The organism is Aquimarina discodermiae (assembly GCF_040786235.1).
Lineage (GTDB): Bacteria > Bacteroidota > Bacteroidia > Flavobacteriales > Flavobacteriaceae > Aquimarina.
Window position 1 is genome coordinate 101,015 of record NZ_JBFMKP010000022.1, and the last position, 17,397, is coordinate 118,411.

Sequence of the window (17,397 nt, forward strand, 5' to 3'; positions counted from 1 at the left end):
AGAAATGAGTCAAAAAATTAGAATAAAACTAAAATCTTACGATCATAACTTGGTGGATAAATCTGCTGAAAAAATCGTAAAGACGGTAAAGAGCACGGGAGCTGTAGTAACGGGGCCAATTCCTTTACCAACACATAAAAAGATATTTACTGTGCTTCGATCTCCGCACGTAAACAAAAAATCTAGAGAGCAATTTCAATTAAGTTCTTATAAAAGACTTTTAGATATTTATAGCTCTTCTTCAAAAACGATTGATGCGTTGATGAAGCTAGAATTACCAAGTGGAGTAGAAGTTGAAATCAAAGTTTGATAAGACTTCGTAAGAGAGAATAGTTATCTTACAATAAATGTCTCGCGCTGCGTGCAAGAGAAAAACGGCAAAAAATACATTCAGGGTTGAACGTGTTTTGACCCTGTTTTTTTGTGAAGATCAGAACGTCTAATTTTTAGAACGTTCCTTAAAATAAGTAAACAATTAATAAATAATTAAATATGTCTGGGTTAATAGGAAAAAAGATCGGTATGACCAGCATTTTCGATGAAAATGGAAAGAATATTCCATGTACAGTTATCGAAGCTGGGCCATGCGTGGTTACCCAAGTCAGAACCGAAGAGGTTGATGGTTATGAAGCTGTTCAATTAGGTTTCGATGACAAAGCAGACAAAAATGCTACAAAAGCGGCTTTAGGTCACTTTAAAAAAGCAGGAACTGTTGCTAAACGTAAAGTTATCGAATTCAAAGGTTTTGAAGAGGAGTACAAATTAGGTGATACAGTAACTGTAGAGCATTTTAGCGAAGGAGAATTTGTAGATGTTTCTGCAACTTCAAAGGGTAAAGGTTTTCAAGGGGTTGTAAAAAGACACAACTTTGGTGGTGTCGGTCAGGCAACTCATGGTCAGCATAACCGTTTAAGAGCTCCAGGTTCGATTGGTGCTGCATCATATCCTGCAAGAGTTTTTAAAGGAATGAAGATGGCAGGAAGAATGGGTGGAGATCAAGTAAAAATTCAAAACTTAAGAGTGTTAAAAGTGGTTCCTGAAAAGAACTTGCTTGTTGTGAAGGGATGTGTTCCTGGACATAAAAACGCTTACGTAACGATTCAGAAGTAATGGAAGTAGCGGTAATTGATATCAACGGAAAAGAAACAGGAAGAAAGGCAAACCTTTCGGATGCTGTTTTTAGTATTGAGCCTAACAATCATGCTGTTTATCTTGATGTAAAGCAGTATTTAGCTAATCAACGTCAGGGAACGCATAAGGCTAAGGAAAGAGCAGAGATTGTAGGTAGTACAAGAAAGATTAAGAAACAAAAAGGAACAGGTACTGCTAGAGCAGGTAGTATAAAGTCTCCAATTTTTAAAGGAGGAGGTAGAGTTTTTGGACCAAGACCTCGTAATTACTCTTTTAAATTAAACAAGAACTTAAAGAGATTGGCTAGAAAATCTGCGTTAAGTATTAAAGCAAATGAAAAGGCAATTACGGTTGTAGAAGACTTTAATTTTGATACGATAAAAACGAAGAATTTCACAGCTGTTTTGAAGTCTTTAGGGCTAGAAAACAAAAAATCTTTGTTTGTGTTGGCTGAGTCAAATAAAAATGTATATTTGTCGTCACGCAATTTAAAAAGCTCTGAAGTTATAACAAGCTCAGAATTAAGTACTTACAAGATACTTAACGCAGGGAATGTTGTGCTTTTAGAAGGTTCTTTGAAAGCAATTGAAACGAATTTAAGTAAATAGAAGCCATGAGTATCTTAATAAAACCTATTATTACAGAAAAGGCTACTGCAGACAGCGAAGTGTTTAATCGTTATGGTTTTGTAGTAGATAAAAGAGCGAATAAGGTAGAGATCAAAAAAGCGGTTGAGGCTGCTTATGGTGTATCTGTTACTAAAGTTCGAACAATAAATGTCCGCCCAGAACGTAAAACTCGTTATACAAAAACGGGAATGGTTACTGGTAAAACAAATGCTATTAAAAAAGCAATTGTACAGGTGGCGGAAGGTGAAGTAATTGATTTATATAGTAATCTTTAAGACTAAAAAATGTCAGTAAGAAAATTAAAACCAATTACCCCAGGTCAGCGTTTTAGAGTAGTAAATGGATTTGACGCAATTACTACTGATAAGCCGGAGAAAAGTCTATTAGCTCCGAAAAAAAGATCTGGAGGTAGAAACAGTCAAGGTAAAATGACTATTCGCTATAAAGGTGGAGGTCATAAAAGAAGGTATCGTATCATCGATTTTAAACGAGATAAGCAAGGAATTCCTGCTACAGTTGCATCGATAGAGTATGATCCGAACAGAACTGCATTCATTGCGCTTTTAAACTATCAAGATGGTGAAAAGCGTTATGTAATCGCTCAAAATGGTTTACAAGTGGGACAAAATGTTGTCTCTGGTAATAATGTTGCTCCAGAAATTGGAAATGCAATGCCACTTAGCGATATTCCTTTAGGTACAATTATATCTTGTATAGAGTTACGTCCAGGACAAGGAGCTGTAATGGCTCGTAGTGCGGGATCATTTGCCCAGTTAATGGCGCGAGATGGTAAATTTGCTACGGTAAAATTGCCTTCTGGTGAAGTTAGAATGGTGCTAGTAAACTGTATGGCTACTGTTGGAGCTGTTTCTAATAGCGATCATCAGTTGATTGTTGGAGGAAAAGCCGGTAGAACAAGATGGTTAGGTCGTAGACCGCGTACTAGACCAGTAGCAATGAACCCTGTTGATCATCCAATGGGTGGTGGAGAAGGACGTTCTTCTGGAGGTCACCCACGTTCTAGAAAAGGGCTTCCTGCAAAAGGATACAGAACCCGTTCTAAGACGAAAGCGAGTAATAAGTATATTGTAGAACGTAGAAAGAAATAATAAGATATGGCACGTTCATTAAAAAAAGGACCTTACGTTCACTATAAGTTAGAGAAAAAAGTAGCTGCAAATGTAGAAGCTAATAAAAAGTCTGTTATCAAGACTTGGTCAAGAGCATCTATGATTACTCCTGACTTTGTAGGGCAAACAATTGCAGTTCATAATGGTCGCCAGTTTGTACCGGTATATGTTACCGAAAACATGGTGGGTCATAAATTAGGAGAATTTTCGCCAACAAGATCTTTTAGAGGACATGCTGGTGCTAAAAATAAAGGTAAAAAATAATTTAAGTCATGGGAGTTCGTAAAAGAGAAATGGCAGACAGAATTAAAGAAGAGAAAAAGCAAGTTGCTTTTGCTAAGCTTAATAACTGCCCTACGTCACCTCGAAAAATGCGTTTAGTTGCAGATTTGGTTCGTGGTGAGAAAGTTGAAAAGGCGCTTCACATTCTTAGATTTAGCCCTAAAGAAGCATCACGTCGCTTAGAGAAATTATTGCTTTCGGCAATAGCTAACTGGCAGGCGAAAAATGAAGACGCTAGCATCGAAGATGCAGATCTTTTTGTAAAAGAGATTCGTGTAGATGGAGGAAGTATGTTAAAAAGACTTCGTCCTGCTCCACAGGGTCGTGCACACAGAATAAGAAAACGCTCTAACCACGTTACTATAGTGGTTGCAGCAAAAAATAATACACAAAGCTAATATAGACTATGGGACAGAAGACAAATCCAATCGGAAATCGCCTTGGTATTATCAGAGGATGGGAATCCAACTGGTACGGAGGTAATGACTACGGTGACAAGCTTGCCGAAGACGATAAGATTAGAAAGTATGTACACGCACGTTTATCAAAAGCTAGTGTATCTAGAGTAATTATTGAGCGTACGCTTAAACTTGTAACCGTTACTATCACTACTGCTAGACCTGGTATTATTATCGGAAAAGGTGGACAAGAGGTAGACAAGTTAAAAGAAGAGCTTAAAAAAATTACTGATAAAGAAGTACAGATCAATATTTTTGAAATCAAAAGACCTGAACTTGATGCATTTTTAGTGGGATCAAGTGTTGCAAGACAAATTGAAGGTCGTATTTCATATCGTCGTGCTATCAAGATGGCTATTGCAGCAGCGATGAGAATGAATGCAGAGGGTATTAAAATCCAGATTTCGGGACGTTTGAACGGGGCAGAAATGGCACGTACAGAGTCTTATAAAGAAGGTCGTATTCCTTTATCAACATTTAGAGCTGACATAGATTATGCTTTAGTAGAAGCGCATACTACTTATGGTAGATTAGGCGTTAAAGTGTGGATCATGAAAGGCGAAGTGTATGGTAAAAGAGAGCTTTCTCCATTAGTTGGTTTATCCAAAAAACAAGGAAAGAGCGACAGAGGTGGACGAAGTGGTGGAAACAATAAATCACGTCGTAGAAAGTAATTTTTTAAAGTAAATTAACAATGTTACAGCCTAAAAGAACAAAATTCCGTAAACAACAAAAAGGACGTATGAAAGGTCTTTCTCAAAGAGGACATACACTTTCAAATGGTACTTTCGGAATTAAAGCATTAGATTCATGTTTTATTACTGCAAGGCAGATAGAAGCAGCTCGTATTTCTGCTACTCGTTATATGAAAAGAGAGGGATCTCTGTGGATTAAAATATTCCCAGACAAGCCAATCACAAAAAAGCCTCTTGAAGTACGTATGGGTAAAGGAAAAGGTGCTGTAGAATATTGGGCAGCAGTGGTAAAACCAGGAAGAATATTATTTGAAATAAGTGGAGTGCCTCATGAGGTTGCTAAAGAAGCATTACGTCTGGCGGCTCAAAAACTTCCTGTAAAAACTAAGTTTATCGTAGCTAGAGATTATCAAGCTTAATATTTGAGAGATTATGAAACAATCAGAAGTAAGTAAAGCGTCTGAAGCTGAATTAAGAGAAGAGCTTGGTAAATCGCAAAAAGCGTATTCAGATTTAAAAATGGCTCACGCTATGTCTCCGTTAGAAAACCCTTTACAATTACGTAAAGTAAGAAGATCTATCGCAAGAATAGCTACAGAGCTAACAAAAAGAGAATTAAACGGTTAATTCTGCTGAAAGATGGAAAAAAGAAATTTAAGAAAAGAGCGTATAGGTGTTGTTACAAGTAACAAAATGCAGAAATCAATTGTGGTTTCTGAGGTGAAAAAAGTAAAACACCCTATGTACGGAAAGTTCGTGTTGAAAACGAAAAAATACGTTGCACACGACGAGAAAAACGATTGCAACATTGGTGATACTGTAAAGATCATGGAAACAAGACCTATGAGTAAAACCAAATGCTGGAGATTAGTAGAAGTAATTGAAAGAGCGAAGTAATTATGGTACAACAAGAGTCTAGATTAAAAGTAGCCGATAACACAGGTGGTAAAGAAGTTTTAGTTATTCGTGTTTTAGGTGGTACAGGAAGAAGATACGCCTCTGTAGGAGACAAAATAGTTGTCAGTGTAAAAGAAGCAACTCCAAATGGAAACATTAAAAAAGGAGCAGTTTCTACTGCAGTTGTAGTTCGTACCAAAAAAGAAGTGCGCAGACCAGATGGTTCATACATCCGTTTCGATGATAATGCATGTGTTCTTTTGAACCCTGCAGGAGAAATGAGAGGAACTCGTGTATTTGGTCCTGTTGCAAGAGAACTTCGTGATAAGCAATTCATGAAGATTGTTTCACTAGCGCCAGAAGTGCTTTAAAACATTTGTAAAGATGACAAAGCTAAAAATCAAATCAGGAGATACAGTACGTGTTATAGCCGGAGACAATAAAGATCAGGAAGGTACAGTACAAAAGGTATTGAAAGATGTAAACAAGGCGATTGTAGAAGGTGTGAACTTAGTTTCAAAACACCAAAAGCCTAGTGCAACAAATCCACAAGGTGGAATTGTGAAAAAAGAAGCTCCTATTCATATTTCTAACTTATCATTGTTGACTTCTAAAGGAGAAACAACAAGAGTTGGATACAGAGTAGAAGGTGATAAGAAAGTAAGATTTGCTAAAAAATCTAATGAAGTAATATAGTTATGGCTTATATACCAAGATTAAAACAAGAGTATAAAGACCGAGTAGTGTCTGCTCTTACAGAAGAATTTAGCTATAGTAATGTAATGCAAGTGCCAAAACTTAAGAAAATTGTTTTAAGTAGAGGTGTTGGAGCAGCTGTGGCTGATAAGAAGTTGATCGAACATGCAGTAGATGAGTTAACTACAATCACTGGTCAAAAAGCGGTACCTACGATTTCTAAAAAAGACGTCGCTACTTTCAAATTACGTAAAGGAATGCCAATTGGTGCAAAAGTTACGTTAAGAGGAGAAAGAATGTATGAATTTTTAGATCGTTTAATTACTTCGGCTTTACCAAGAGTTAGAGACTTTGGAGGGATTAAAGCAACAGGTTTTGACGGTAGGGGTAATTACTCATTAGGGATTACTGAACAAATTATTTTTCCAGAGATCGATATCGATAAGGTAAATAAGATTGCTGGTATGAATATTACATTCGAAACTTCTGCAAATACTGATAAAGAAGCAAAATCATTGTTAACCGAACTAGGATTACCTTTTAAAAAGAATTAATTATGGCTAAAGAATCAATGAAAGCCCGTGAGGTGAAGAGAGCTAAAACTGTTGCTAAATACGCAGAAAAACGCAAAGCTTTAAAAGAAGCTGGTGATTATGAAGCGTTACAGAAATTGCCAAAAAACGCTTCACCTGTTCGTAAACACAATAGATGTAAACTTACAGGAAGACCAAAAGGATATATGCGTCAGTTTGGAATTTCTCGTGTTACATTTAGAGAAATGGCGAACAAAGGGTTAATTCCGGGAGTAACAAAAGCTAGTTGGTAATAATAAAGAAAATTAATTGGTTTCAGGTTCGGTCGTTTTTTCGGCCGAAAACCAAAACCATAAATTAAATACAATGAATACAGATCCTATTGCAGATTATTTAACCAGAATTCGTAATGCAAATAGTGCTCAACATAGAGTTGTTGAGATACCAGCATCGAAGGTTAAAAAAGAGATCACTAAAATATTATTCGATCAGGGTTATATTTTAAGTTATAAATTTGAAGATAATACAACACAAGGTACTATCAAAATCGCACTTAAGTACGATAAGTTGACTAAAGAACCAGTTATTAAAGAATTACAAAGAATAAGTAAGCCAGGTTTACGTAAGTATGCTGGATCAAGCGAAATTCCAAGAATTCTAAATGGTTTAGGTGTAGCGATAGTTTCTACTTCTCATGGTGTAATGACCGGTAAACGCGCAAAGCAAGAGAATGTAGGTGGTGAAGTACTTTGTTACGTATATTAACAGTATAAAAGGACAAAAGAAATGTCAAGAATAGGAAAAAATCCAGTAACTATTCCGTCTGGTGTCACTGTTGAAGTGACAGGTAATGTTGTTACTGTTAAAGGAAAATTAGGAGAGCTTTCTCAAGAGATCGATAGTATCGATGCGAAAGTAGAAGAAGGTCAGGTAGTTTTAGAAAGACCTAGTGATGCCAAAGATCATAAAGCAAAGCACGGTTTATATCGAGCGTTGATTGATAATATGGTTAATGGTGTTTCAACAGGATTTACTAAGGAGTTAGAATTGGTTGGTGTAGGTTATAGAGCATCTAATCAAGGTCAAAAATTAGATTTGGCTTTAGGATTCTCTCATAACATAGTATTGGACATAGCTCCAGAGGTCAAAGTTGAAACTATTTCAGAAAAAGGTAAAAACCCTATCGTAAAATTAACTTCTCATGATAAGCAATTGGTTGGACAGGTAGCAGCTAAAATTAGAGGCTTCCGTAAACCAGAACCTTATAAAGGGAAAGGAATTAAATTCGTAGGAGAACAATTAAGAAGAAAAGCAGGTAAATCTGCATAATAACTATCGTTATGGCATTCTCAAAAGAATTAAGAAGATTAAAGATAAGAAAGCGTATCCGTGGTAATGTAAGCGGTACAGAACAACGTCCTAGATTATCTGTTTATAGAAGTAACAAAGAAATCTATGCGCAAATCATAGATGACGTAACTGGTAAAACTATCAGTGCAGCTTCTTCAAGAGATAAAGACATTGCTTCGGCAACAGGAAATAAAATAGAAAAGGCAAACTTGGTAGGTAAAGCACTTGCTGAAAAAGCTAAGAAAGCCGGTATAGAAACAATATCTTTCGATAGAGGAGGTTATTTATACCATGGTAGAGTAAAATCATTAGCAGAAGGTGCTAGAGAAGCAGGACTAAAATTCTAAGAAATTATGTATCAAAAATATAAAAACGCAGAATTAGTAAAGCCAAGTGGACTTGAATTAAAAGATCGTTTAGTTGGCGTGCAACGTGTAACTAAAGTAACAAAAGGTGGTAGAGCATTTGGTTTCTCGGCTATCGTTGTTGTAGGAGATGAAAACGGTGTTGTAGGTCATGGTTTAGGTAAATCTAAAGAGGTAGCAGAAGCTATCGCTAAGGCAGTAGAAGATGCAAAAAAGAATTTAGTTCGTATACCATTACATAAAGGAACATTACCTCATGAACAAAAAGGTAAGTACGGTGGAGCAAGAGTATTGCTTATGCCTGCCGCAACAGGTACCGGGGTAATAGCCGGTGGGGCAATACGTGCTGTATTGGAGTCTGTGGGGGTACATGATGTACTTTCTAAAAACCAGGGATCTTCTAACCCGCACAATGTGGTGAAGGCTACTTTTGATGCATTGTTACAAATGCGTAGCGCACAACAGGTAGCGGTTCAAAGAGGAATTTCACTAGAAAAAGTGTTTAAAGGATAAATTCAGGAACGATGGCAAAGATTAAAATTACTAAAGTAAAAAGTGCGATTAACCGTACTCAAAGACAAAAGAGAACCCTAGAGGCTCTAGGTCTTAAAAAGATCGGCCAGGTTGTGGAGCATGATGATACTCCTAATATCCTTGGGATGGTAAATAAAGTTAAACATTTAGTTTCTATAGAAACAAAATAATAAAAGCACATGGATTTAAGTAACTTAAAACCTGCTGCAGGTTCGGTAAAAAATAATAGTAAGCGAGTAGGTCGTGGACAGGGTTCTGGAAAAGGAGGAACTGCTACTCGTGGTCATAAAGGAGCAAAGTCACGTTCTGGATATTCTAAAAAGATCGGTTTCGAAGGTGGACAAATGCCACTACAAAGACGTGTACCAAAATTTGGTTTCAAAAATATTAACAGAAAAGAGTATCAAGGTGTAAACCTTGATACCCTACAAAAACTTGTAGACGATGGTAAAATAACAGATACCGTTGATCTTGATGTACTGTTGACAAAACGTCTTGCTGGAAAGAATGATTTGGTTAAGATATTGGGAAGAGGTGAATTGAAAGCAAAGTTAAAAGTTTCAGCTCATAAATTCACAGCCACTGCAAAAGCAGCTATAGAAGCAGCAGGTGGTGAAGCAGTAACCTTATAATAGACAATTCATGAAATTCATTGACACAATAAAGAATATTTGGAAGATCGAAGAACTAAAGAATAGAATCTTGGTTACGCTAGGATTACTTTTGGTATATCGATTTGGAGCGCAAGTTGTACTTCCAGGAGTAGACGCATCAGAACTAGCAAATTTAGGAACACAAGCCCAAGATGGATTATTAGGTTTGTTAAATGCATTTACAGGAGGAGCATTTGCTAATGCTTCTGTTTTTGCATTGGGTATTATGCCTTATATATCAGCTTCAATTGTAGTGCAGTTAATGGGGATAGCAATTCCTTATTTGCAAAAATTACAAAAAGAAGGAGAAAGTGGTAGAAAAAAGATTAATCAAATAACACGTTGGTTAACTATTGCTATTACGTTGGTTCAAGGACCAGGCTATATATATAATTTGTTTGCTACACTACCAGCTGAAGCATTTGTGGTTCCAAACCAAACAGTTTTTGTTGTGTCGTCTGTTATCATAATATCTACGGGTTGTATTTTTGCAATGTGGCTGGGAGAGAAAATTACAGATAAAGGTATCGGTAATGGTATTTCCTTATTGATTATGGTGGGTATTATTGCCACTTTACCACAGTCATTTGTACAAAACTTTTCATCACGAGTTTCTGGTGATGGAGGTGGAATGATCATGGTTCTAATAGAATTGGTAATCTGGTTTGTAATTATTTTAGCGTCTGTATTATTGGTGATGGCGGTTCGTCAGATACCGGTTCAGTATGCTAGAAGAACTGCTAGTGGTGGTTATGAGAAAAATGTTTTTGGATCACGTCAGTATATTCCGTTAAAATTAAATGCTTCAGGTGTAATGCCAATTATATTTGCGCAAGCGATTATGTTTGTACCAGCGGCGGTAGCAGGATTATCTGATTCTGAAACCTCACAAGGTATTGTAGCGGCATTTAGTGATATTTTTGGATTTTGGTATAATGTAGTGTTTGCATTGTTGATCATTGTATTTACGTATTTTTATACGGCAATTACAGTACCAACCAATAAAATGGCTGATGATTTAAAGCGTAGCGGAGGTTTTATACCAGGAATTCGACCAGGCAGTGAAACTTCTGAATACCTGGATAGAATCATGTCACAGATTACATTACCAGGGTCAATATTCTTGGCATTGATAGCGATTTTCCCTGCAATTGCAGTTAAATTGTTGAATGTGCAACAAGGATGGGCATTGTTTTTCGGAGGTACATCTTTACTTATTATGGTGGGAGTTGCAATCGATACAATGCAACAGGTTAATTCATACTTGTTGAACAGACACTATGATGGGCTAATGAAAACTGGTAAAAATCGTAAAGCAGTAGCGTAATGGCAAAACAACCAGCAATAGAACAAGATGGAAGTATAATCGAAGCATTGTCTAATGCAATGTTTCGTGTAGAGTTGGAAAACGGTCATGTTGTTACAGCTCATATCTCGGGTAAAATGCGTATGCATTATATTAAATTATTACCAGGAGATAAGGTAAAGTTAGAGATGAGCCCTTATGATTTATCAAAGGCTCGTATAACATATAGATATTAATAATGTATTAATATTAGTAAATAAAGATTTTTTGTGTACTTTTGCAGCCCGAAAAATCTTGTTACTGATTCCTTCCTTAAAACGCATTTAGTGGATTTTGGAAATTAAAAACAAAGAGATGAAAGTTAGAGCATCAATAAAAAAGAGAAGTGCCGAGTGCAAAATTGTGCGTAGAAAAGGCCGACTTTACGTAATTAATAAAAAGAATCCTAGATTTAAACAAAGACAAGGGTAATTATGGCAAGAATTGCAGGGGTAGATATACCTAAACAAAAGCGAGGAGTTATAGCATTAACCTATATCTTCGGTATTGGTAGAAGTAGAGCTAAAGAGATTTTATCAGCTGCCAAAGTAGATGAGAGTATAAAAGTTTCAGATTGGGATGATGATCAGATTGGTCGTATTCGTGAAGCTGTTGGAGCCTATACCATCGAAGGAGAACTTCGTTCTGAAGTACAGTTAAGTATCAAACGTCTTATGGATATAGGATGTTATAGAGGAATTCGCCACAGAGCGGGATTACCTCTTAGAGGACAACGTACTAAGAATAATTCTAGAACGCGTAAAGGAAGAAGAAAAACTGTTGCTAACAAGAAAAAAGCAACTAAATAGTAATTAATAAAGAGACATTAGTCATTAGTAAATAGACGTTAGATGAATCTGTTTGAAATAGCAATGTTTAGGATTCTAACAACTAAAAGCTAACAACTAAAAACTAAAAAGTATGGCAAAGTCAACTTCAAAAAAACGTAAAGTAATCGTTGAGTCAATAGGAGAAGCACATGTAACTGCATCTTTTAATAACATTATTGTTTCGTTAACCAACAAAAAAGGAGATGTGATTTCTTGGTCTTCAGCCGGTAAAATGGGATTTAGAGGATCTAAGAAGAATACTCCTTATGCTGCTCAATTAGCTGCAGAAGATGCTGCAAAAGTTGCTATAGAAGCAGGGCTTAAAAAGGTTAAGGTGTATGTTAAGGGGCCTGGAAACGGAAGAGAATCTGCAATACGTTCTATCCATAATTCAGGGATAGAAGTTTCAGAGATTATCGATGTAACTCCAATGCCTCATAATGGATGTAGACCTCCTAAAAGACGTAGAGTATAATAGAAGATATTCCGAACTTAATGTTCGGAATACTTTTGTACTATATAATAAGTAAATCTAGAGGGAGTATTGATTATCGAAGGAAAGAGACCTTAATTCATAATCACCCTTAATAACTAAATAATTAAAAATGGCAAGATATACTGGTCCAAAAACAAAAATCGCTCGTAAGTTTGGTGAAGCGATTTTCGGAGACGATAAATCTTTCGAAAAAAGAAATTACCCTCCTGGTCAACACGGAAACAACAGACGTAGAGGTAAAAAGAGTGAATATGCAATCCAGTTAATGGAAAAGCAAAAAGCTAAATACACATACGGTGTATTAGAACGTCAGTTTAGAAACATGTTCGAAAAAGCTACACGTGCACAAGGAATTACCGGTGAGGTTTTATTACAATTGTGTGAATCTCGTCTAGATAATGTAGCATTTAGAATGGGATTGGCAAACTCTCGTAGAGGTGCTAGACAATTAGTATCACACAGACACATTACTGTAAACGGACAATTGGTAAATATTCCATCTTACCAATTGAAGGCAGGTGATGTTGTAGGAGTAAGAGAAAAATCAAAATCTTTAGAAGTAATTCAAAATGCTTTAGCTAATAATAGTAAAGTATACGAATGGATTACTTTTAACAACGATACCAAAGAAGGAACATTTGTATCGGTTCCAGCTAGAATACAAATTCCTGAAAACATTAACGAGCAATTCATAGTCGAATTATACTCTAAGTAATAACTCTAAGAAGAAACATAACATGGCAATATTAAATTTTCAGAAGCCCGATAAAGTTATCATGATCGACTCTACCGAGTTCGATGGTAAATTCGAATTTAGACCATTAGAACCTGGGTATGGATTAACAGTTGGTAATGCTTTACGAAGAGTTTTGCTATCTTCTTTAGAAGGATTCGCTATAACTTCTCTTAGAATAGAAGGAGTGGATCATGAATTTTCTACGATCTCAGGAGTTGTAGAGGATGTTACAGAAATTATCTTAAACCTTAAACAAGTACGTTTCAAACGTCAAATTGAAGATATAGATAATGAGTCCGTTACTATTTCTATTTCGGGTCAGGAGCAATTAACAGCTGGTGATTTTCAGAAGTTTATTTCTGGATTTCAGGTGCTAAACCCTGATCTTGTAATTTGTAACATGGATAAAAAAGTAGCACTTAACCTTGAAATCACTATCGAAAAAGGTAGAGGTTATGTTCCTGCTGAAGAAAATAAAAAAACGAATGCTCCTATAGGAACCATTTTTACAGATTCTATTTACACGCCAATAGTAAATGTTAAATATAGCATCGAAAATTATCGTGTAGAGCAAAAGACGGATTATGAAAAACTGGTTTTCGAAATAGCAACAGATGGTTCAATTCATCCAAAAGATGCATTAACCGAAGCTGCAAAAATATTAATCCATCACTTCATGTTATTCTCTGATGAGCGTATTACATTAGAAGCAGATGAGATTGCTCAGACAGAAACATATGATGAAGAATCACTTCATATGAGACAACTTCTAAAAACAAAGTTGATCGATATGGATCTTTCTGTAAGAGCGCTTAATTGTTTAAAAGCAGCAGAAGTTGATACATTAGGAGACTTGGTATCTTATAACAAAAATGACTTGATGAAGTTCCGTAACTTCGGTAAGAAATCTTTAACAGAACTAGAAGAACTAGTAAATGTTAAGGGGCTTAACTTTGGAATGGATCTCTCTAAGTATAAATTAGATAAAGATTAATAATACATCATATTTTGCTCTCTACGCGAGGTAGATTGAGCAAGATGATGATTAAATTAAAATGTCATGAGACACGGAAAAAAAGTAAACCATTTAGGTAGAAAAACAGCACATCGTAAGTCGATGCTTGCAAACATGGCTTGTTCATTAATTGAGCATAAAAGAATCAATACTACGGTTGCTAAAGCAAAAGCACTTAAGCAATTTGTAGAGCCATTAGTAACAAAAGCAAAAGCAGAAAACAATACAACAACTTCAGAGTCTACTCATAACAGACGAATCGTTTTTAGTCGTCTTAGAAATAAGTATGCTGTAGCAGAGTTATTTGGAGATGTGTCTTCTAAAATTGGTGAGCGACCAGGAGGATATACAAGAATTATCAAACTTGGTAATCGTCTTGGAGATAATGCAGATATGGCAATGATCGAATTAGTAGATTATAACGAGCTATACAATGCTGGTAAGCCTGCTAAGAAAAAATCTACAAGAAGAGGTAGAAGTAAAAAGTCTGAAGCAGCATCTGTTGCTCCGGCAAAAGAAACTACAAGTTCTGAAGAAGAATAAATGATTGTAGCAATCGCACATAATATAAAGGATAAACGTTTTAACGTTTATCCTTTTTTTTGATAAAGAAGGTTAGATTTCTGCCTTAAAAGAAATCCAGAGTACATTTTATGCATTTAGATAATGTGTAAAAATGGAATAATTAAATAATGATTTGGAAATGTGTTGTTCTTTAAAGAGGTAAAAGTTCCTCGAAAATGCATATGTTCCATTAGATGTTGAAAAGAATAAATCTATACTGATGAAATATCAATCTCGAAAAAAAGCAATTCTCTTATTAGCCGATGGTACAATTTTTCATGGCAAAGCTGCCGGAAGAGAAGGTAGTGCCTTTGGAGAAGTATGTTTTAATACTGGTATGACAGGATACCAGGAAATTTTTACAGATCCTTCGTATTATGGACAATTAATGGTAACTACCAATGCACATATTGGTAATTATGGAACCAATAAAGAAGAAATCGAATCTGACTCTATTAAAATTGCCGGTCTTATTGTTAAAAACTTTAGTTACGAATATTCAAGAGATCTAGCAGATAGCTCTTTACAGGATTTTTTAGAACAATCTAATCTATTAGCTATCTCTGATGTGGATACACGTGCATTAGTGAGCTATATTAGAGATAACGGAGCAATGAATGCCGTTATTTCTACAGAAGTAGATAATATTGAAGGGCTTAAGAAACAATTAGCAGCAGTGCCTAATATGAACGGATTAGAACTTGCGTCAAAAGTATCTACAAAAGAACCTTATTTTGTTGGGGACCCTAATGCTACGGTTAAAATATCCGCGTTGGATATTGGTATCAAAAAGAATATTCTAAGGAACCTTGAAAACAGAGGTGCTTACATAAAAGTATTTCCTTACAATACAACTTTTGAGGAGATGAGCGAATGGGGACCAGATGGTTATTTTTTATCGAATGGACCTGGAGATCCAGAACCCTTAACACAGGCAATTGCAACAGCACAAGAAATTATAAAAAGAGACTTACCGTTGTTCGGAATATGTTTGGGGCATCAGGTGATTGCGTTGGCCAATGGAATCAGTACCTATAAAATGCATAATGGTCATAGAGGAATTAATCACCCTGTTAAAAATCTCGTTACAGGTAAAGGCGAAATAACTTCACAAAATCATGGATTTGCCATTAATAAAGAAGAAACAGAAAATCATCCTGATATAGAAATTACACATTTGCACCTTAATGATGATACTGTGGCTGGTATAAAAATGAAAAATAAAAATTGTTTTTCTGTACAATATCATCCAGAAGCTAGTCCTGGACCAAATGATTCGACCTATTTGTTTGATGAGTTTATTAATAATATAAAAAAGGTAAATACGGCAGTATAATTGTCTCGTTTGTAATATCTGGATTGCTGTATCTTTTTTTTAATAAAAACTTCTATAACGTTATAGTTGATAACTTCGTAGAAAAGAGCTGCTTTTTGCAGTAAATAAGGGGGTTTTGCTTAAACAAAAATGAGCTGGTTTTGTATATTGCGAACAATTAAAACTATCCAAAAATAAATATAAAAAATGAGTGTAATTATTAACGTTCACGCTAGACAGATTTTAGATTCAAGGGGTAATCCAACCATTGAGGTAGATGTGATTACAGAAAATGGAGTTTTGGGAAGAGCGGCAGTTCCTTCTGGAGCATCAACAGGAGAACATGAAGCTGTAGAATTAAGAGACGGAAATACGGCCTATATGGGCAAAGGAGTTCTTAAAGCTGTCGAAAATGTTAATACAATAATTGCTGAAGAGTTATTAGGATATTCGGTGTTCGAACAAAATTTATTAGATCAAACGATGATCGAGTTAGATGGAACACCCAATAAATCAAAGTTAGGAGCCAATGCTATATTGGGAGTGTCACTGGCTGCAGCAAAAGCGGCTGCCAATGAGCTTAATATGCCATTGTATCGTTATGTAGGAGGAGTAAGTGCAAACACGTTACCTGTACCTATGATGAATATCATTAACGGTGGATCTCATAGTGATGCTCCTATTGCTTTTCAAGAGTTTATGGTAATGCCTGTAAAAGCAGAAAATTTTACGCAGGCAATGCAAATGGGTACAGAGATTTTTCACCATCTTAAAAAAGTACTGCACGATAGAGGGTTAAGTACAGCTGTTGGAGACGAAGGTGGATTTGCACCTACACTTGATGGAACAGAAGATGCTCTAGACTCAATAGCACTTGCTGTAAAAAATGCAGGATATAAATTTGGAGATGAAATTATGATAGCATTAGATTGTGCGGCAGCAGAATTTTTTGTGGATGGAAAATATGATTATACCAAATTTGAAGGGGATAAAGGAGTGGTAAGAACAAGTGAAGAACAAGCTGATTATTTAGCAGAATTAACTTCAAAGTATCCAATTATTTCAATAGAAGATGGAATGGATGAAAATGATTGGGATGGTTGGAAATATCTTACTGAAAAAATTGGAGATAAAGTTCAATTAGTAGGAGATGATTTATTTGTGACAAATGTTGAAAGATTATCTAGAGGAATAGAAAATAGTACGGCAAACTCTATATTGATTAAAGTGAATCAAATAGGGACACTTACCGAGACTATTGCAGCAGTAAATATGGCACATAACGCAGGATATACTTCTGTGATGTCTCATCGTTCTGGAGAAACCGAAGATAATACAATTGCAGATTTGGCGGTAGCCTTAAATACAGGTCAAATTAAAACTGGTTCTGCATCTAGAAGTGATAGAATGGCAAAATATAATCAATTACTTCGTATTGAAGAAGAATTAGGAAGTATTGCATATTACCCTAAAGAAAATGCGTTTAAAGTAAAGTAAGTATACATACTATATAACTCATAAAAAAAGAGGTTGCTTTTTGGCAACCTCTTTTTTTATGAGTTATATATAATAATCTTGCTGTTGAATGTTTTTAGAATGTAAAGAAAAAAGAGGTAAAATACTAACCTGAGTTCGATTCTTAAAATAGGCAAATTTGGTTAGAAATTCGGTTTTGAAATTTGATTTGTGGTTTTTTAGGTAAGAAACTATAAGCAATAAGTCCAGATATTATATTGCTAAGGA

Annotated in this window: 31 protein-coding genes and 1 pseudogene; 31 read left to right on the top strand and 1 reads right to left on the bottom strand. The window is 35.6% G+C overall.

Features of this window, described 5'->3' with window-relative positions:
• Positions 1-4 precede the first annotated feature (4 nt).
• The 31 genes from rpsJ (at position 5) to eno (ending at position 17,151) form a co-directional block, all read left to right on the top strand.
• Positions 5-310: a 30S ribosomal protein S10 gene (rpsJ, locus tag ABW636_RS15170; protein WP_010181931.1), complete on the top strand. Its 306-nt coding sequence runs from the start codon at positions 5-7 to the stop codon at positions 308-310.
• 182 nt (positions 311-492) lie between these two features.
• Positions 493-1,110 carry a 50S ribosomal protein L3 gene (rplC, locus tag ABW636_RS15175; protein ID WP_367590916.1) on the top strand — a complete coding sequence of 206 codons (618 nt, stop codon included), beginning with the start codon at positions 493-495 and terminating at the stop codon, positions 1,108-1,110.
• Positions 1,110-1,739: a 50S ribosomal protein L4 gene (rplD, locus tag ABW636_RS15180; protein ID WP_367590917.1), complete on the top strand. Its 630-nt coding sequence runs from the start codon at positions 1,110-1,112 to the stop codon at positions 1,737-1,739. The genes rplC and rplD overlap by 1 nt, the downstream gene beginning before the upstream one ends.
• A gap of 5 nt (positions 1,740-1,744) precedes the next feature.
• Entirely contained in the window at positions 1,745-2,035 is a 291-nt protein-coding gene (rplW, locus tag ABW636_RS15185) for a 50S ribosomal protein L23 (RefSeq protein ID WP_367590918.1), read from the top strand.
• A gap of 9 nt (positions 2,036-2,044) precedes the next feature.
• The gene (gene rplB / locus ABW636_RS15190) at positions 2,045-2,869 is read left to right on the top strand and encodes a 50S ribosomal protein L2 (RefSeq protein WP_367590919.1); all 825 of its coding nucleotides are present in this window, start codon (positions 2,045-2,047) and stop codon (positions 2,867-2,869) included.
• Positions 2,870-2,875: 6 nt separating this feature from the next.
• Positions 2,876-3,154 (top strand): 30S ribosomal protein S19, encoded by a 279-nt coding sequence (gene rpsS, locus ABW636_RS15195; RefSeq protein WP_019386271.1) that lies wholly within the window; start codon positions 2,876-2,878, stop codon positions 3,152-3,154.
• Between the two features lie 8 nt (positions 3,155-3,162).
• Positions 3,163-3,570 (top strand): 50S ribosomal protein L22, encoded by a 408-nt coding sequence (gene rplV, locus ABW636_RS15200; protein ID WP_367590920.1) that lies wholly within the window; start codon positions 3,163-3,165, stop codon positions 3,568-3,570.
• 8 nt (positions 3,571-3,578) lie between these two features.
• Positions 3,579-4,304 (top strand): 30S ribosomal protein S3, encoded by a 726-nt coding sequence (rpsC, locus tag ABW636_RS15205; protein WP_367590921.1) that lies wholly within the window; start codon positions 3,579-3,581, stop codon positions 4,302-4,304.
• Between the two features lie 20 nt (positions 4,305-4,324).
• Positions 4,325-4,744, top strand: coding sequence for a 50S ribosomal protein L16 (gene rplP / locus ABW636_RS15210; RefSeq protein WP_367590922.1), 420 nt, complete (start codon positions 4,325-4,327; stop codon positions 4,742-4,744).
• A 13-nt stretch (positions 4,745-4,757) separates the two neighbouring features.
• Positions 4,758-4,952: a 50S ribosomal protein L29 gene (gene rpmC, locus ABW636_RS15215; protein ID WP_367590923.1), complete on the top strand. Its 195-nt coding sequence runs from the start codon at positions 4,758-4,760 to the stop codon at positions 4,950-4,952.
• A 12-nt stretch (positions 4,953-4,964) separates the two neighbouring features.
• On the top strand, positions 4,965-5,222 hold the full coding sequence (gene rpsQ, locus ABW636_RS15220; RefSeq protein ID WP_034243856.1) for a 30S ribosomal protein S17: 258 nt from the start codon (positions 4,965-4,967) through the stop codon (positions 5,220-5,222).
• 2 nt (positions 5,223-5,224) lie between these two features.
• The gene (rplN, locus tag ABW636_RS15225) at positions 5,225-5,593 is read left to right on the top strand and encodes a 50S ribosomal protein L14 (RefSeq protein WP_027411971.1); all 369 of its coding nucleotides are present in this window, start codon (positions 5,225-5,227) and stop codon (positions 5,591-5,593) included.
• A gap of 13 nt (positions 5,594-5,606) precedes the next feature.
• On the top strand, positions 5,607-5,918 hold the full coding sequence (gene rplX, locus ABW636_RS15230; protein ID WP_367590924.1) for a 50S ribosomal protein L24: 312 nt from the start codon (positions 5,607-5,609) through the stop codon (positions 5,916-5,918).
• A gap of 2 nt (positions 5,919-5,920) precedes the next feature.
• Positions 5,921-6,472 carry a 50S ribosomal protein L5 gene (gene rplE / locus ABW636_RS15235; protein WP_367590925.1) on the top strand — a complete coding sequence of 184 codons (552 nt, stop codon included), beginning with the start codon at positions 5,921-5,923 and terminating at the stop codon, positions 6,470-6,472.
• Between the two features lie 2 nt (positions 6,473-6,474).
• Entirely contained in the window at positions 6,475-6,744 is a 270-nt protein-coding gene (rpsN, locus tag ABW636_RS15240; protein WP_367590926.1) for a 30S ribosomal protein S14, read from the top strand.
• 73 nt (positions 6,745-6,817) lie between these two features.
• Complete coding sequence (rpsH, locus tag ABW636_RS15245) at positions 6,818-7,216, top strand: 30S ribosomal protein S8 (protein WP_367590939.1); 399 nt, start codon at positions 6,818-6,820, stop codon at positions 7,214-7,216.
• A gap of 21 nt (positions 7,217-7,237) precedes the next feature.
• On the top strand, positions 7,238-7,780 hold the full coding sequence (gene rplF / locus ABW636_RS15250) for a 50S ribosomal protein L6 (RefSeq protein WP_367590927.1): 543 nt from the start codon (positions 7,238-7,240) through the stop codon (positions 7,778-7,780).
• A gap of 11 nt (positions 7,781-7,791) precedes the next feature.
• Entirely contained in the window at positions 7,792-8,148 is a 357-nt protein-coding gene (gene rplR / locus ABW636_RS15255) for a 50S ribosomal protein L18 (RefSeq protein WP_367590928.1), read from the top strand.
• Between the two features lie 6 nt (positions 8,149-8,154).
• Positions 8,155-8,679, top strand: coding sequence for a 30S ribosomal protein S5 (gene rpsE / locus ABW636_RS15260; RefSeq protein ID WP_367590929.1), 525 nt, complete (start codon positions 8,155-8,157; stop codon positions 8,677-8,679).
• Between the two features lie 11 nt (positions 8,680-8,690).
• Positions 8,691-8,870 (top strand): 50S ribosomal protein L30, encoded by a 180-nt coding sequence (rpmD, locus tag ABW636_RS15265; RefSeq protein WP_103863696.1) that lies wholly within the window; start codon positions 8,691-8,693, stop codon positions 8,868-8,870.
• Positions 8,871-8,879: 9 nt separating this feature from the next.
• On the top strand, positions 8,880-9,332 hold the full coding sequence (rplO, locus tag ABW636_RS15270; protein ID WP_367590930.1) for a 50S ribosomal protein L15: 453 nt from the start codon (positions 8,880-8,882) through the stop codon (positions 9,330-9,332).
• A gap of 10 nt (positions 9,333-9,342) precedes the next feature.
• Entirely contained in the window at positions 9,343-10,680 is a 1,338-nt protein-coding gene (gene secY, locus ABW636_RS15275; RefSeq protein WP_367590931.1) for a preprotein translocase subunit SecY, read from the top strand.
• A complete protein-coding gene (gene infA, locus ABW636_RS15280; protein ID WP_010181908.1) occupies positions 10,680-10,895 on the top strand; it encodes a translation initiation factor IF-1 in 216 nt (71 codons plus the stop codon). The genes secY and infA overlap by 1 nt, the downstream gene beginning before the upstream one ends.
• A gap of 118 nt (positions 10,896-11,013) precedes the next feature.
• Positions 11,014-11,130 carry a type B 50S ribosomal protein L36 gene (gene ykgO / locus ABW636_RS15285; RefSeq protein ID WP_013621733.1) on the top strand — a complete coding sequence of 39 codons (117 nt, stop codon included), beginning with the start codon at positions 11,014-11,016 and terminating at the stop codon, positions 11,128-11,130.
• Between the two features lie 2 nt (positions 11,131-11,132).
• Complete coding sequence (gene rpsM / locus ABW636_RS15290) at positions 11,133-11,507, top strand: 30S ribosomal protein S13 (RefSeq protein WP_367590932.1); 375 nt, start codon at positions 11,133-11,135, stop codon at positions 11,505-11,507.
• 112 nt (positions 11,508-11,619) lie between these two features.
• The gene (gene rpsK / locus ABW636_RS15295) at positions 11,620-12,003 is read left to right on the top strand and encodes a 30S ribosomal protein S11 (RefSeq protein WP_367590933.1); all 384 of its coding nucleotides are present in this window, start codon (positions 11,620-11,622) and stop codon (positions 12,001-12,003) included.
• 130 nt (positions 12,004-12,133) lie between these two features.
• A complete protein-coding gene (gene rpsD / locus ABW636_RS15300) occupies positions 12,134-12,739 on the top strand; it encodes a 30S ribosomal protein S4 (protein WP_367590934.1) in 606 nt (201 codons plus the stop codon).
• A 22-nt stretch (positions 12,740-12,761) separates the two neighbouring features.
• Complete coding sequence (locus ABW636_RS15305; protein ID WP_367590935.1) at positions 12,762-13,754, top strand: DNA-directed RNA polymerase subunit alpha; 993 nt, start codon at positions 12,762-12,764, stop codon at positions 13,752-13,754.
• A gap of 66 nt (positions 13,755-13,820) precedes the next feature.
• Positions 13,821-14,318: a 50S ribosomal protein L17 gene (gene rplQ / locus ABW636_RS15310; RefSeq protein ID WP_367590936.1), complete on the top strand. Its 498-nt coding sequence runs from the start codon at positions 13,821-13,823 to the stop codon at positions 14,316-14,318.
• Positions 14,319-14,559: 241 nt separating this feature from the next.
• Positions 14,560-15,675 (top strand): glutamine-hydrolyzing carbamoyl-phosphate synthase small subunit, encoded by a 1,116-nt coding sequence (carA, locus tag ABW636_RS15315; protein WP_367590937.1) that lies wholly within the window; start codon positions 14,560-14,562, stop codon positions 15,673-15,675.
• 186 nt (positions 15,676-15,861) lie between these two features.
• Positions 15,862-17,151 (top strand): phosphopyruvate hydratase, encoded by a 1,290-nt coding sequence (gene eno, locus ABW636_RS15320; protein WP_367590938.1) that lies wholly within the window; start codon positions 15,862-15,864, stop codon positions 17,149-17,151.
• A gap of 142 nt (positions 17,152-17,293) precedes the next feature.
• Here the strand turns inward: eno and ABW636_RS22580 are convergent.
• Positions 17,294-17,397, bottom strand: a pseudogene (locus ABW636_RS22580) (IS982 family transposase); the annotation flags it as partial.